Raw genomic sequence first — 15,194 nt, 5'->3', positions numbered from 1 at the left:
GGGTGCCCTTCTCCGCTGGTTGAGCCGGCACCGAGCGAAGCGAGGGGCCGAGTCGAAACCATCTGGCGACCCGAGAAACTCAACTACCGAGAATCAGGCCGTCCCCACCCCAACTACGTCGACCCGTGAATCCGGATGCGTCGCAACCCGTCACGACAATGATGCGATCTACTGTGGAGACTCATCCGGAATTGTCCGTGGTCGGGTCTAGATTGGTCGTAACAGATCACCCAGCTCGGGGTGGGTGATCGGTACAGCCGTCGGGGGGGCGTGGTGAAGGTGTGGACCGATCTGCCAGGCGAGTTCGTCGCCGGGGCCGATCCTGCCCACGCGACCGAGACCGACATGGTCACGTTGATGGGCGGCCTCGACGCCACCCGGCGCGGAGAGTCCTACCTGGCGTGGCATCGATATCAGACGATCGCGGCGATGGCCGACCGACTGATCACCACCAGCGCATCGGGATTCGTCATGGACGGTCATGCTGACTGCGCCGCCCGCATCGCCCGCCAGGCCGGGGTGTCGCGTCGACAGGCAGAGATCCTGATCGATGAGGCGATCGCGCTCCGTGACCGCTTGCCCGAGGTCGCCGACACCCTGCGTGACGGGATCTTGTCGTTGTGGCAGGTCCGGTTGGTCATCTCCCGGACCGAGTTGATCCCTGCCGATGACCCGATCACCCCCGGGCTGGATGCCGAGATCGCCGATACTTTGCGCCGCCGCACAGGTGTGTGGGACCGGGCCCGACTACGAGACATGGTCGACCGCCTCGTCTTCCGCCACGACCCGGATGCGGTGCGGCAACGTCGCCGCGACGCTATGGACCAGCGTGGGGTGTGGACCCACGAACTGCCCGACGGCACCGCCGAACTCACCGCCGTGATGTCGGCGGAGAATGCACGGATCTCGGCGAAAGCCGTCGCCATCCTGGCCGACGCGGTGTGCAAGCGTGACGGCCGCACCAAAGGGATACGGCAGTCCGATGCGATGTTCGCCCTGTTGACCCGCACCAGCTTCGACTGCCAGTGTCACGACGAACAGGAGTGCACCGCCGTCATTCCGGAGCCACAAGATGTGCTCGACGCGGTGCGCACCGAGATCGTGATCCACGTGGTGACCGATGCCGCGACCCTGGCTGGGGCGCCGGGGGTGGGGTTCCTCGACGAGCACGGCATCATCTCCGATGAACATGTGCGGGACCTCGCCGCCCGCCCGGATGCCACCCTCACCACCGTCACCCCGGCCCGCACCCCACCCACTTATGTGGCCGGCAGTAGCGACGACGATGCGCAGCGGCGGAGCGCCCAGCGCTCGGCACCAGCCGAGTACACCCGAGCCGACAGCGAAGACGACCCCGCCACAACGCACTCTCACGACACCACCGCATCAGTGGCGGTGGTCTATCCGGCGACTCACCCCGGTAATGGGTATCGGCCGACCGCGTCGTGTGCCGATTTCGTGCGGGTCCGGGACGGGTATTGCACCGAACCTGGCTGCACCCGTTCAGCCTTCGCCTGCTATCTGGACCACGTCACCGAGTACGACCACACCGACCCTTCCCGGGGTGGTGCGACGTCGAGTGAGAACCTCAACGCCAAATGCCGGGCCGGTCACCTACTCAAGACCCATGGGGATTGGGTGGATGTGCAGTACCGCGACGGGGAGGGTCGCCTGGTCACCGAGTACGAGACCCCCGAAGGTGTCATCCTGCCCGGGGATGCCGAAACCCTCGAGGACACCTTTCCCAACCTGCGGCGTATCCGGTTCGAACAGGCCGCCCAAGCCCCACCCGCCCCGCGGGTGATCACCTCCGACAACCCGGAGCGCGCCCCCAGCCGACTGGACGCCAAGCTCGCCCGCCGGCGGAACGAACGCGCCCGCAACAAGAGAGCCCGCGAAGAACTCGACCGCCTCGACCCACCACCGTATTGAGCGAGTGGGGGTCGCTCAACCGGCAGCGGAGGTGAACAGGCTCCCGAGGCCGGGGACCTCGACGGAGAGACCGGTGAGTCGGAGCCCCTCCCACGCGGTGACCTGGTTTGCGGTCAGCACGGGTTTGCCGAACCTGGCCTCGAGGTCGGTGATCCACATCGCGGTGTGCAGCGCGGTGTCGGGAACCAGAATCGCCTGTGCTGATTCACAATCGGCGCGCGCCAGCATCTCGAACAGGCCGTCGCCGTCGAACGTCCCCGCCTCGGTCGCCGTCCCGATGTCGTTGGCGCGCAATGCCACCACCTCGACACCGGCGTCGGCGAGGAATCCGGTGAAGCGGGTCGCCAGCGGCTCCGGGTAGGTCGCGGCGATCGCGATCCGCGACAGGCCGAGATGCCGGCACGCCTCGGCGAACGCCAGTGACGTCGACGACGCCGGGCGACCCGCCCGCCGGGCGACGTCGGCCGCCTGGCGTCGGGCACCGTCGAAGCCGTAGACGAAACTGCCGGAGGTGCACGCCCACATCACGGCGGACGGGTGCAGATCATGCGCGCGACGCACGCCGTCGGCGAGGCGGTCCTGCTCGCCGACCGCGGCCATGGCCTCGATGGTGTGGTCGTCGGAGTCCACTGCGGTGATGAGGACCGGCAGCCGGACATCGAGTGCGGGTTCGGCGGCGCCGATGGCCGCCTCGATGAGTTCATAGTCGTCCTCGGCGGCGTGGCCGGGATAGAGCATCGCGACGGCAGTTGTCACGCCCACACCTCCGAGGTAGATTGTCAACAATCTACCAACTGTCTCCGAGGGGGCGCATGTCGGACGCCACGCGATGGCTCAGCGCCACGGAACTTGCCGAGGCCTACCGTACCGGTGCGCTCACACCGGAAACGGTGGCCACGGAACTGCTCGACGCCATCGAGGCTGTCGATCCGTCGATCAATGCGTTCTGCCTGGTCGACCCCGACCGCACGATCGCCGAGGCCCGGGAATCCACTGCGAGGTTCGCTGCCGGGACACCCTTCGGCCCACTCGACGGCGTCCCGGTCTCGATCAAGGATCTCCTCCTGACGGCGGGATGGCCGACACTGCGCGGCTCGTTGATGATCGAACCCGACCAGATGGTGTGGGACACCGACGCGCCCGCGGTGGCACGCCTGCGCGAAGCCGGCGTGGTGCTGCTCGGAAAGGTCACGACGCCGGAGTTCGGCTGGAAGGGTGTGACCGACAGCCCCCGTACCGGAATCACCCGCAATCCGTGGGACACCTCGTGCACGTCGGGTGGATCGAGTGGTGGCAGCGCCGCCGCGCTCGCCGCCGGCCTGGGACCGCTGTCGGTCGGCACCGACGGCGGCGGTTCCATCCGGATACCGGCCGCGTTTTGCGGCGTCGTCGGATTCAAACCGACGCTGGGACGGGTGCCGATGTATCCGCCGAGTCCGTTCGCACCGGTCGCCCACGTCGGGCCGATGACGCGGACGGTATCGGATTGTGCTGCGCTGCTTGATGTCCTGAGTGGATTCGATGCCCGCGACTGGTCGGCTCTGCCTCCGCCGACGACAGGTGCGGTCGCAGCGATCGCCGATGTCCGCGACCTCGCGGACCTGCGTGTCGGTTACAGCGCCGATCTCGGGTTCGGCTCCAATGACCCTGGCGTGCAGGCCAACACCGATCGAGTGGCGTCGGTTCTCGAGCAGCTCGGCGCGACCGTGGAAAAGGTGGACCTCGGATGGGATGACCCGGCCTGGGCGTACCACGTCATCTGGTACGCCGGGGCCGATGTCGTCGTCCGCGGGCTCGGACCGCGTGCGGCCGAGAGCGTGGATCCACTGCTGATGGAGGCTCTGGAGCGCCACCGCGATCTCAGGGCATCCGATGTCGTCGGTGCCACCGCCCTGCGGATGGAGATGGGTACCCAGATGAGCCTTCTCCATAAGGAATTCGATGTCCTGCTGACGCCGTCGATGCCCACCGTGGCATTCGGGGCCGGTCGCACCGTTCCGGATGGGTCGCCGTCCCCCGAATGGACCTCGTGGACTCCGTACACCTACCCGTTCAATCTCACCGGACAGCCGGCGATCACCGTGCCGAGCGGATTCGCCGACGGCCTGCCGACCGGGGCGCAGTTCGTCGGCGCACGGCACCACGACGCCACGGTGCTGCGTGTCGCCGCGGCATACGAGGCCGCTGCCGGGTTCACCATGTTGGGGGATCGGGCGTGACCGATGAACAGCGGGGCGGCGTGCGGTCCCGGGATGACCGATTCATCACCGTCACACTGGAGAGGCGAGGCGTCCGCGCCGTGGCGCGGATACTGGACACCGAGGCGCCGCGCACCGCCGCCGCGGTCTGGGACGCTCTGCCGCTGGGCGGGCAGGTCTTTCACGGCAAGTTCGCGCGCAATGAGATCTACACGTTGCTGCCGGCCTTCGCCCCGGCGGAACCGGGCATGGAGAACACCACCATCACCCCGATACCCGGTGACCTGTGCTACTTCACATTCGACGGGGTGCTCGAGAATCCGGCGTACGGCTACGAGCTCGGATCGGCGCCCGCCGAGCACCGGCTCCTCATCGACCTCGCGGTCTTCTACGGTCGCAACAATCTGCTGGTCAACGGCGACGTGGGCTGGGTCCCGGGCAACGTGTTCGCGACGATCGTCGAAGGACTCGACGAGTTCGCCGCAGCCTGCAACGACGTCTGGATGGGCGGCGCGCGCGGGGAAACACTGACTTATGCGCGCCATTCACGGTAAGAAAGAGGGGATGACGGTGACGATGAAGGTGGGGGCCGAGGCTCCGGGTCCGGAGGACCCGGGGACGAACAGAACCGTTGTCCACCAGCCCAAACAGGGTAAATCGCCACGTCGCCGGGTGTTGTCGCCGTTGGTTCAGGAATCGACACCGGCGATCATCGCGCGTAAGTTGCACGATGCGATCGCAAATGGGGACTTCGCACCCGGCTCGCAATTGACGGAGTCGGGCCTGGCGGCCGACCTGGGCGTCAGTCGTGGTCCCCTCCGCGAGGCCATGCAGCGTCTCACCGCTGAGGGGCTGCTGGTCAGCCACCGCAACCGCGGCCTGTTCGTGGTCTCGATGGAGGACGACGACATCCGGGACATGTACGTCGCGCGGACTGCCGTGGAACGCGCTGCCGTGCAGCAGGTGATCGCGCACGGCGAGCAGGAGACGGTACAGGCGCTGGCCGAGGCGGTCGACGCGATGCGTGACCACATCGAGGAGCCGAACGGCGCCGGGATGGCGGAGGCGGACATGGCCTTTCACCAGACCCTGGTGGAATATGCCGGAAGTCAGAGGCTTTCGCGTCTGCACGAGACAATTCTCGTGGAGACACGGATGTGCCTGCGAGCCATGCGAGGAACGTATTCCTCGGGAAAGGACCGGATCGACGAACACCAGGCGTTGGTGGACGCCATCGCCGCGGGAGATGCCGCGGCGGCGGATGCTCTGATGATCGAGCACATGGCTGACGGGTTGCGTCGCCTGATCGGTGACGGCGAGGACGTCGCCGGCCTTCAGGTGGCCAGGGGCTGATCGCCCGCGGCCGGAGGAAGCACGCAGCCGAGAACTCGCTGCCAGTGCACCTCGTGGGTCCACCGAGCGCTGCACGACGAGCTCGACCCTCAGCGGCCCCACGAATCAGGAAGCGCAGATGAGCGATACGACGACAGCAGACACCTACGAGCAGCTCGCACCGGACCCGAACTCTCCCGAGGGCAGGAGACTCCTCCGCAAGGCCATCGGTGCCTCAGCGATCGGCAACGCCACCGAGTGGTACGACTACGGCGTCTACGCCGCGGCCTCGGTCTACCTGACACAGGCATTCTTCCCCGGCGAATTCGGAACCGTCGGCACCATGCTGGGTTTTGCGATCTCGTTTGTCCTGAGGCCGCTCGGCGGCATGGTCTGGGGTCCGATCGGGGATCGCATCGGACGCAAATCTGTTCTCGCGATGACGATCCTGCTCATCTCCGGGGCGACCGCGCTGATCGGTCTGCTGCCCACACACGCGTCGATCGGTTTCTGGGCGCCGGTACTGCTGATCCTGCTCCGCGTGATCCAGGGTTTCTCCACCGGCGGTGAATACGGCGGTGCCGCAACGTTCATGGCCGAGTACGCGCCCGACAACAAGCGCGGCAAGTACGGGTCGTTCCTCGAATTCGGAACCCTCGCCGGCTTCTGCGGCGGCACACTGTTCGTCCTGTTGCTACAGCTGGCGTTGACCGACAGCCAGATGGACCAGTGGGGTTGGCGTATCCCGTTCCTGCTCGCGCTGCCGATGGGCCTGATCGGCCTGTACCTGCGGTCGCAGATGGAAGACACACCCGTGTTCCAGGAACTGGAGCAGGACAACGAGATCAAGGGATCGGCCTACAGCCGATTCAAGGATCTGCTGGTCAACTACCGGCGTCCGATCATCACCATGTTCGGTCTCGTGATCGCGCTCAACGTCGCGAACTACACGCTGCTGGCGTACCAGCCGACCTACTTGCAGAACACGATCGATCTGTCCGAGACCTCGGCCAGCGTCGTCAACCTCATCGGCCAGCTCGTGATGATGTTGCTGATTCCGTTCTTCGGGTGGTGGTCGGATTCGACGGGCCGCAAACCCATGTGGTGGGGTTCGCTGATCGGCCTGTTCGTCCTCGCGCTACCGCTCTATTGGCTGATGGGACAGGGATTCGCCTGGGCCATCGTCGCATTCGTCATCCTGGGCGTGCTCTACATACCCCAGTTGGCGACCATCTCGGCGACGTTCCCGGCGATGTTCCCGACCCAGGTCCGCTATGCGGGTTTCGCGATCTCCTACAACGTCGCGACCGCCGCTTTCGGCGGGACGGCGCCGCTGGTCAACGACGCTGTCGTGGAAAGCACCGACTGGAACCTGTTCCCCGCCGTCTACATGATGGGTGCGTGTGCCATCGGCATGGTCGCCCTGTGTTTCCTCAAGGAGACCGCGGGTGCTTCGCTCCGCGGCACCGAGATCCCGAGCCTCGAGAACGATTTCACGGCGCTGCAGAAGCAGGAGGCGAACTAGGGCCCGAGCAGGCGCATCGCGGCGAGGGTGTAAGCCCGCGCCGCGGTGACCAGATCGGCGATGGCGACCGACTCGTCGGGCTGGTGGGCGTCGGTGTTGATGTTGCCGGGTCCGAGCACGATCGACGGGACACCGAGGTCCCGGCTGACGAAACCGCCGTCGCAGGCAGCGGTCCACCCGCCGACGGAGGTGACGGCGCCGGCGTCGACGACCGAACCGACAGCCGTGGTGACAAGCGGATGCGCGCCGTCGGTCGCGAAACCAGGCATCTCCATGGTCACCCGGACGTCGACAGTGATGCCGTCGGTGTCGATCCCGCTGTCGCGGATGGCCGTTCGCAGGTCCTCGGCGATCCGATGCGGGTCCTCATCGGGCATCAATCGCCGGTCGATGCCGAGTGAACAACCGGGTGCGACCACCGAGATGCCGTGTCCGCCCGCGATGGTCCCGACATTCCAGGTGCCGTGGCCGAGCAGATCGTCGGCGGACTCGGCCAGCCGCTCGCCGTCGGCCCGGATGATCTCGACGATGGCCGCCGCGGCGTCGATGGCACTGCGTCCGTCCGAGGGGCGTCCGGAGTGTGCGGCGCGTCCGGTCACCTCGATCTCGATGTACGACGCGCCCCGGCAGCCCCGGACCACCTGCATGTCGGTGGGTTCGGCCACCACGCAACCGAGGAACTCGTGGTCGGCGGGACGGCCCACGAAGTCCCGCACGCCGGTTCCGTGTTCCTCCTCGTCGACCGTGCATACCAGGCGGACCGGTCCGGAGAGTTCGATGCCGGCCTCGCCGGCCCGGCAGAGGGCGTTCATCGCCGCGACGACGGCGGCGAGTCCGCCCTTCATGTCGGTGGCACCGCGGCCGTAGATCCGGCCGTCGCGGATACGGACCGTGTACGGATCGGCCGACCAATTCGGGCCCGCCGGGACCACATCCGAATGTCCGAGGAACATCAGCCCTGGTGCTGTCCCGGCGCGCACGGTGGCGACGAGATTGGGTCGCCCCGGGGACACTTCGTGCGTCGTGACGTCGAAACCGAGCGTGCGGCAGGCATTCTCGAGGACCGCGACTGCGGCCGACTCGGTGCCGCCGGGGTTCTCGCTGGACGCCTCGACCAGGGCCGAGGTGAGCGAGGTGATGGCGGCCTCGTCGATGAAGCCGAGCACTGCGGACTCGGCTGCAGTCAGGTCAGGTTCACCACTCACCCGACCATCTTCTCAAGACTGGCCGTGAGACGCCGGACACCCTCGTCGATCCGCTCCGGGGTGCTCGATGCGAAGCAGAGGCGCATCGAGTTCCGGAAGCGTCCGCCCGGCGACAGCGCGGGGCCGGGGATGAACGCCACACCGTCGGCGAGCGCGATCTCGAAGAGCTCCCGGGTGTCGATCTCGGCGAACTCCTCGCGCAACGTGACCCACAGGAAGAACCCGCCCTCGGGGTTCGTGGTCACCACGCGATCGCCCAGATGACGCGCGATGGCGTCGAGCATGGCGTTCTTGCGCTCTCGGTACAGCACCCGGATCCCGGCGAGGTGGTCCTCGAGACCGCCGCGGGCGATGTACTCGGCGACGATGTGCTGATTGGGCACGTTGGTGCACGTGTCCATCGCCTGCTTGCCGTTGATCAACAGCTGGCGCAGCGACGGATCCGCATCGACCCAGCCGACCCGCCAGCCCGGGGCGAGGATCTTGGAGAAGGTGCGCACGGAGAAGATCAGCGGATCGCCGGGGCTCAGGGTCTGGAAGGTCGGGATGTCGGTGCCGGCGAACCGCAACAGCCCGTACGGATCGTCGTCGATGACGACCGAACCCCAGGTGTGCGCCAGCCGTAGCAGTTCGCGGCGTCGTTCCTCGGACATGGTGACGCCGGACGGATTCTGGAACGTGGGGATGGTGTAGATCGCCTTGGGCGTTTGACGGGTGCGCGCGACGAGCGCCTCCAGCTGGTCGACCTGCATACCGTCGTCGTCGACGGGGACCTCGAGCAGCTGCGCGCCATACGACAGCGCGGTGGCGCTGCCGTTGGTGTACGTGGGGGACTCCACGACGACCAGATCGCCGGGGTCGACGAACAGCTTGCAGGCGAGGTCGAGTCCCTGCATCCCGCCGGTGGTGATGACCAGCCGGTCCAGGGTGGACGGGTCGGGAGTCGTGGCGAGATAGTCGACGAGGAGTTGCAGCAGCCGTGGTTCGCCCTCGGTGGCCCCGTAGGTGAACGACGAGTTGTCCAGGATCTCACCGGCGATCTGACGGAACTCGTCGGCCGGCACCGCCTCGTCCGCCGGGGACCCCATCGCGAAGCGCACGATGTCGTGCGACTGCGCGGCCAGCAGCGAGGTCGACGAATCGATCATCGAACCGACCAGGTCCTTGGCACGGCCCGCCAACGGTAGTGTTGGTGCCGAATGCCGGGTCTGATAGGCGGTTTCGGTTGTGGTCACTTTCTTCACCTCGTCTCTCTGTGGCTACTTCTGGATCAGTTCGCGGGGGAAGTCGGTGAAGGTCTCGACGCCGGTCGGGCTGACGCGGACCGACTCGGACAGCTCGAAACCATAGTTGTCCATCCACATTCCGCAGACGATGTGAAACGTCATGTTGGTCTCGAGCACCGACTCGTCCTCGCTGCGGATGCTGATGGTCCGCTCGCCCCAGTCGGGCGGATACCCGATGCCGATCGAATAGCCCAGCCGCGAGGGCTTCTCGAGGCCGTACTTCGCGAGCGTCCAGTTCCACGTGGACGCGAGTTCGCGCGTGGCCACGCCCGGTTTGATGGCTTCGAGCACGTTGTTGAGTCCCTCGGCGGTGGCCTTGGCGACGTAGTCGAGGTCCTTGCTCGGGGTGCCGAGCGACACGGTTCGGGCGAGCGGGCAGTGATAGCGGTTGTGTGCACCGGTCAATTCGATGACGACTGCCTCGTTCTCGACGAAAGTGCCCTGGTGCCAGGTGAGGTGCGGGGTGTCGGCCGCCGCGCCGGTGGGCATCATCGGGACGATCGCCGGATAGTCACCGCCGTACTCCGGGGTGCCGGTGATCTGCGCTTGCGAGATGGCCGCGGCCGCATCGCATTGCCGGACACCGATGTCGATGGTGTCGATGGCGGCGCGCATCGCCTTCGAGCACACCATTCCGGCCTGGCGCATCAGCTGCACCTCGGCGTCGGATTTGACCGAGCGTACCCAGTTGACGAGCTCGAAGCTGTCGACGAGCTTCCACTCCGGGATCGCGTTGAACAGTGCGCGGTAGGCCTTGGGGGAGAAGAAGTGTGAGTCCATCTCCAGACCCACCGACCCGGTGTTGGATGCCGGTGCGATGAGGTGCCGCTGGCGCAGCGACCAGGCGACCCAGTCGAACGGGTGCAGGTGCGGACGGTGCACGTAGCTCTCCGGATAGCCGACGATCTGATCGGCCGGCAACCACGTCGTCCGGTGTGCGCCATGCGCATCCATCTCGCGAGCGTAGAAGACCATCTCGCCGTCGATCGGCACGAACAGCATCTGCGGGGTGTAGAACGACCAGGCGTTGTAGCCGATCAGGTAGAAGATGTTGGCCGGATCGGTGACGATGATCGCCGACAGACCCTGACGGTCCATGAGCTCACGGACACGGGTCAGGCGCTGCTCGTACTCGCTGTCGGTGAACAGCTGAGCACCCAGGTACATGGTTTTCTCGCTCCTGCCTGTCTGAACCCAGACCGGTTCCGGAAATGTTGTCAGCGAAGGGGAATCGGCGTGGCCGTGTACTTCATGTCGAGAAACTCCTCGAGGCCCACGCGTCCACCTTCGCGTCCGAGTCCCGATTCCTTGACCCCGCCGAACGGGGCCGCCGGATTGGACACGGCGCCGGTGTTGACCCCGACCATACCGGTTTCCAGCGCGGCCGACAGTCTGGCGCAACGGTCGACGTCCTGGCTGAACAGATAGCCGACCAGCCCCCACGGTGTGTCGTTGGCCAGCGCGATGACCTCGTCGTCGGCCGCGGGATCGTCCGGTTCGTAGGCATTGCCGAACGGGACGATCGCGGCCACCGGCCCGAAGATCTCGGTGCGCATGAGATCCGCGTCGAGTCCGACGCCGGTCAAGACGGTCGGTGGATAGAAAAAGCCTGGGCCCTCCGGGTTCTCACCTCCACAGACCACCGTTGCACCCTTGGCCACGGCGTCGGAGACCAGCGTCGAGACCTTCTCGACGGCCGCGCGTTCGACGAGCGGGCCGACCTGGACGTTGTCGGCCGCACCGTCGCCGACCCGCAGCCCGGCCATCTTCGCGGCGAAAGCGGCGGTGAACTCGTCGATCACGCTGCGGTGCACGAAGACCCGGTTGGCGGCGGTGCAGGCCTGACCGATGTTTCGCATCTTGGCGAACATCAGACCGTCGACGGCTCGTGGGATATCGGCGTCGGCGCACACGATGAACGGCGCGTTGCCGCCCAGCTCCATCGATGTCCGCATGACCGTGCCCGCCGCCTGTCGCAGCAACAGTTTCCCGACCTCGGTGGACCCGGTGAAGCTGATCTTGCGGGCGAGGCCGCTCTCCATCCACTCGGTGACGACCGTCGACGGGTCGCTGGTGGTCACGACGTTCAGCACACCCGGTGGGAGGCCCGCCTCGACGAGGATGTCGGCCAGCAGCAGAGTGGTGAGCGGGGTGAGTTCGGCGGGTTTGAGGACCATGGTGCAGCCAGCCGCGATCGCCGGCCCGATCTTGCGGGTTCCCATGGCCAACGGAAAATTCCACGGCGTGATCAGGATGCACGGGCCCACGGGTTGCCTGGTCACCACGATCCGATGCGATCCGTCGCCGGTGGTGGTCGAATCGCCGCCGATGCGGACGGCCTCCTCGGCGAACCATCGGAAGAACTCGGCGCCGTAGGCGACCTCGCCCTTGGCCTCGGCGAGAGGCTTACCCATCTCGGCGGTCATCACCGCGGCAATCCCGTCGACCCGGTCCATGATGAGCCGATGTGCGCGATAGAGGATCTCGCTGCGGCTGCGCGGTGAGGTGGCCGCCCACCCGGCCTGATGCGCGGCCGCGGTCTCGAGCGCATGCCTGGCGTCGACGGCGTCGGCGTCGGCGACGCGGGCGAGCACGTCGCCCGTGGCCGGATTCACGACGTCGAAGCGCTCGCCGGAAGCGGCAGGAGTCCATGTGCCACCGATGAACAGGTCGGTGTTGACGCGGGACACGGCTTCGGGAGCGTTGTGCGGGGTCACGGGGGCGGGGGCCGTCATGGTCGTACTCCTCGGATGTCGGTGGCTGTATCGGGTGACGTGGCGAGCAGCTCGGCGAGATGGACTCCGCGTGGCCGCCCACGGGAGAGGTTGTCGTCGACGGTCGCGAGGTGTTCGACGGCCATCGCGCAGCTGAAACCGTCGGTGACGACGGGCCGATGCGGGCCGTCGCGCAGTGCAGGTGCCAGGCCGTTTTCCGCGACGGCCATGCTGACCTCGTAGTGCCCCTTCTCGAAACCGAAGTTGCCGGCGACACCGCAACACCCGTCTGCGGTGTGCACGGTGACCCCGAGGGCCTCGAGAGCGGCGACGCCGACCCGCGCGCCGAAGACCGCGTACTCGTGGCAATGGGTCTGCAGCGTCACCTCGTCGGGCAGGGCCGGTGGTCGCCAGCCCGCATCGAGCAGAGCGGGGAGGTGGGCGGCGAAACTCCGCACGCGTGCGGCCACGCGCCGCGCGGCCTCGGTCGGAATGAGTTCGGGAAGATCCTTCGCCAGCGCCGCTGCACAACTGGGTTCGACAACTACGATCGGCCTGTCCGTGCCGTCGTCGAGGTCGGCGACGGTGCGGCGCAGCACCTTTCGGGCGCGGCCCAGCTGCCCCGTCGAGATCCACGTGAGGCCGCAACAGTTGTCGGACGCACAGCCGACGGGATCGGACGCACGGTCGACGGAGTGGGCAGCGCGGAGGATCTCGGCCACGGCGGTGGCCACATGCGGGCGGAATGCTCGGGTGAAGGAGTCGACGAACAACACGACCGAGGAACTCGCGTCGACGGGGGTGAGAGGTCCGAGGTGGGTGCGCCGGGCCCGCCGCGAGGCGAAGGCGGGCATGGTGCGTCGGGGATCGAGGCCGCCGGCGCGTGCGGCGAGACCGCTGAGCCGGGACCGCAGTGCGCGGTTGAGAACCGGTGCCGCGAGCCCCGCCGCGGACAGCCACGCGGGCATCCACCCGAGGGAGTAGTGCGACAGCGGCCGGAGCCGCCGCCGATAGTGGTGGTCCAGGAACTCCGATTTGTAGGTGGCCATGTCGACCCCGGTCGGGCAGTCGGTGGAACACGCCTTGCACGACAGGCACAGTTCCAGGGCCTCGGCGACATCGGTGGACCGCCACCCGTCGTCGACGGTGGGAGCGGTGCGGACCATGTCCTGCAGCACGCGGGCTCGACCGCGAGTGGAGTCCTTCTCGTCGCGGGTGGCCTTGTAGCTCGGGCACATCACCCCGCCGGCATCCGCACGACACCGTCCGACACCGATGCACCCCTGCACCGCGTGGACGAACGGGTCGATGAGTGGGAGCTCCGCGGGATCCGGTCCGGCGGTGTCATGTCCGAGGGTGAAGCTGGTGGGCCAGCTGCGACGCGGCACGTCGGCGAGGGCGAGGTCGGTGGTGATGGGTGCCGGGTCGACGATGCTGCCCGGGTTGAGGATTCCGTGCGGATCCCAGATCGCCTTGAACCGTGCGAAGGCCGACATCATCGCCGGGGTGTACATGATCGGCAGGAGTGCCGACCGGGCCCGTCCGTCGCCGTGCTCGCCGGACAGCGAACCTCCGTGCCGCACCACGAGTTCCGCGGCCTCGGTACAGAAGCGCGCCATCACCGTGCGTCCCTCGGCGGACCGGAGGTCGAAGGTGATGCGGACGTGCATGCAGCCGGCGCCGAAGTGTCCGTACATGACACCGGTGAGACCGTGGTGGTCGAGCAGGCCGGCGAAGTCGTCGAGGTAGTCGGCGAGCCGCTCGGGCGCGACGGCTGCGTCTTCCCAGCCCGGCCAGGATTCGTAACCGTCGCCGATGCTCTCGTCGTCGGGATCGGCCAGTCGTGACGAGAGACCCGCGCCGTCCTCGCGGACACGCCAGAGCGCCTTGCGGTGGACGGGGTCGTCGACCACGGCGGCGCCGATCATCCGCCCCTGCGCACGCAGGTGGTCCAGGAGCCGCTTGGCGGTGGCCGACACATCGGATTCGGATTGTGTGGCGGCGCTGTGTTCGTCGAGGTCGACGAACAGCCAGGCCGATCCCGCGGGCAGGCCCGCGACGGACTCGCGGCCACGCCGGGCCGCCATCGTGGCGACAATCTTGCGGTCGATGCCCTCGATGGCCGACGGCGCGAACGGCAGGATCGCCGGTACGTCCCGAGCGGCGTCGGCGGGGGAGCGGTAGCCGATGCACAGCAGGAGCTGCGATGTCGCGACCGGCACCAGCGCGACGCTCGCCGACACGACGATCGCGCAGGTTCCCTCACTGCCGACGAGGGCGCGCGCCACGTCGAAACCGTTCTCCGGCAGCAGCTTGGCAACGTGGTAGCCGGAGACCTGCCGCGGAATGGTCTCGAGCTGGGTCCGCAGGATGGCCAGGTTCGCAGCGGTCAGCTCCCGCAGCGATCCGGTGATCTCGGCTGCCCGCGTCACCGCCGCACCGTCGGCGGGATCGGTGGCCCGCAGTCCGTCGCGGGTTGCGGTGAGCAGCAACCCCTCCGCCGTGACGAGATGCAATTCGACGATGTGATCGCTCGTGCGACCGTGGCGGACCGAGTGATTGCCGCAGGCGTCGTTGCCGATCGCACCGCCGAGGGTCGCACGCGACGCCGACGACGGATCCGGCGCGAACGTGAGCGTGCCGTCGGTCGCGGCCCGTGCCTCGGCGGCGAGGGAGGTCAACACGATCCCCGCACCTGCGACCGCGGTCGCGGATTCGGCGTCGACGGACAGGACCCGATCCAGATGCCGGGACAGGTCGATCACCACTCCGGGGCCGATCGCGTTGCCGCCCATCGAGGTACCGCCACCGCGAGGGACGACGGGTACCCGGTGTTCGTGACACCATCCGACCACAGTCGCGACCTCCCGGGCGGTGCGCGGGAAGGTGACGGCCAGCGGTGGAACCCGGTAATTGGAAGCGTCGTAGGAGTATTCGGCGAGGCGACGCGTCGAGGAGTCTGCGTCGACGCCGAGTCTGGTGAGTTCGGCCGCGATGTCCAC

11 protein-coding genes are annotated in these 15,194 nt (G+C 67.5%); 5 read left to right on the top strand and 6 right to left on the bottom strand.

Translation table 11 applies throughout. The annotated features are described in order from the left end of the window. Positions 1-279: 279 nt before the first annotated feature. Positions 280-1,932, top strand: a complete 1,653-nt coding sequence (locus KTR9_RS21375; RefSeq protein WP_014928076.1) for an HNH endonuclease signature motif containing protein — start codon at positions 280-282, stop codon at positions 1,930-1,932. Positions 1,933-1,947: 15 nt separating this feature from the next. Here the strand turns inward: KTR9_RS21375 and KTR9_RS21370 are convergent, their stop codons facing one another. Continuing rightward, on the bottom strand, positions 1,948-2,688 hold the full coding sequence (locus KTR9_RS21370; RefSeq protein WP_044508177.1) for a maleate cis-trans isomerase family protein: 741 nt from the start codon (positions 2,686-2,688) through the stop codon (positions 1,948-1,950). Positions 2,689-2,744: 56 nt separating this feature from the next. Here KTR9_RS21370 and KTR9_RS21365 point away from each other — a divergent pair, with 56 nt between their 5' ends. The 4 genes from KTR9_RS21365 to KTR9_RS21350 all read left to right on the top strand — a co-directional run bounded on the left by KTR9_RS21365 (position 2,745) and on the right by KTR9_RS21350 (position 6,987). Then, positions 2,745-4,151 carry an amidase gene (locus KTR9_RS21365; protein WP_014928074.1) on the top strand — a complete coding sequence of 469 codons (1,407 nt, stop codon included), beginning with the start codon at positions 2,745-2,747 and terminating at the stop codon, positions 4,149-4,151. Beyond that, on the top strand, positions 4,148-4,684 hold the full coding sequence (locus tag KTR9_RS21360) for a DUF3830 family protein (protein WP_014928073.1): 537 nt from the start codon (positions 4,148-4,150) through the stop codon (positions 4,682-4,684). Before KTR9_RS21365 ends, KTR9_RS21360 begins: the two co-directional genes overlap by 4 nt. A gap of 10 nt (positions 4,685-4,694) precedes the next feature. Continuing rightward, positions 4,695-5,483, top strand: coding sequence for a GntR family transcriptional regulator (locus KTR9_RS21355; protein ID WP_193363204.1), 789 nt, complete (start codon positions 4,695-4,697; stop codon positions 5,481-5,483). A gap of 118 nt (positions 5,484-5,601) precedes the next feature. Beyond that, a complete protein-coding gene (locus KTR9_RS21350) occupies positions 5,602-6,987 on the top strand; it encodes an MFS transporter (protein ID WP_014928071.1) in 1,386 nt (461 codons plus the stop codon). Here KTR9_RS21350 and KTR9_RS21345 read toward each other — a convergent pair. From KTR9_RS21345 to KTR9_RS21325, 5 genes are read right to left on the bottom strand one after another with little or no spacing between them, the layout of a single operon-like run. After that, positions 6,984-8,192, bottom strand: coding sequence for a M20 family metallopeptidase (locus KTR9_RS21345; protein ID WP_014928070.1), 1,209 nt, complete (start codon positions 8,190-8,192; stop codon positions 6,984-6,986). The genes KTR9_RS21350 and KTR9_RS21345 overlap by 4 nt on opposite strands. Further along, positions 8,189-9,427, bottom strand: coding sequence for an aminotransferase-like domain-containing protein (locus KTR9_RS21340; RefSeq protein ID WP_014928069.1), 1,239 nt, complete (start codon positions 9,425-9,427; stop codon positions 8,189-8,191). The genes KTR9_RS21345 and KTR9_RS21340 overlap by 4 nt, the downstream gene beginning before the upstream one ends. A gap of 24 nt (positions 9,428-9,451) precedes the next feature. Further along, positions 9,452-10,645, bottom strand: coding sequence for a M24 family metallopeptidase (locus KTR9_RS21335; protein WP_014928068.1), 1,194 nt, complete (start codon positions 10,643-10,645; stop codon positions 9,452-9,454). A gap of 50 nt (positions 10,646-10,695) precedes the next feature. Continuing rightward, positions 10,696-12,213 (bottom strand): NAD-dependent succinate-semialdehyde dehydrogenase, encoded by a 1,518-nt coding sequence (locus KTR9_RS21330; protein WP_014928067.1) that lies wholly within the window; start codon positions 12,211-12,213, stop codon positions 10,696-10,698. After that, positions 12,210-15,194, bottom strand: a complete 2,985-nt coding sequence (locus tag KTR9_RS21325; RefSeq protein WP_044508175.1) for an FAD-binding and (Fe-S)-binding domain-containing protein — start codon at positions 15,192-15,194, stop codon at positions 12,210-12,212. Before KTR9_RS21325 ends, KTR9_RS21330 begins: the two co-directional genes overlap by 4 nt.

The organism is Gordonia sp. KTR9 (genome assembly GCF_000143885.2).
Lineage (GTDB): Bacteria > Actinomycetota > Actinomycetes > Mycobacteriales > Mycobacteriaceae > Gordonia.
The sequence above is the reverse complement of the archived record's forward strand: the minus strand, read 5'-3'. Positions and strand labels throughout refer to the sequence as shown.

What these genes read in the sequence shown, in the direction of transcription:
- KTR9_RS21365 (WP_014928074.1), top strand. Translation starts at nt 2,745, where the DNA reads ATGTCGGACGCCACGCGATGGCTCAGCGCCACGGAACTTGCCGAGGCC.
- KTR9_RS21355 (WP_193363204.1), top strand. Translation starts at nt 4,695, where the DNA reads ATGACGGTGACGATGAAGGTGGGGGCCGAGGCTCCGGGTCCGGAGGAC.
- KTR9_RS21350 (WP_014928071.1), top strand. Translation starts at nt 5,602, where the DNA reads ATGAGCGATACGACGACAGCAGACACCTACGAGCAGCTCGCACCGGAC.
- KTR9_RS21335 (WP_014928068.1), bottom strand. Translation starts at nt 10,645, where the DNA reads ATGTACCTGGGTGCTCAGCTGTTCACCGACAGCGAGTACGAGCAGCGC.
- KTR9_RS21330 (WP_014928067.1), bottom strand. Translation starts at nt 12,213, where the DNA reads ATGACGGCCCCCGCCCCCGTGACCCCGCACAACGCTCCCGAAGCCGTG.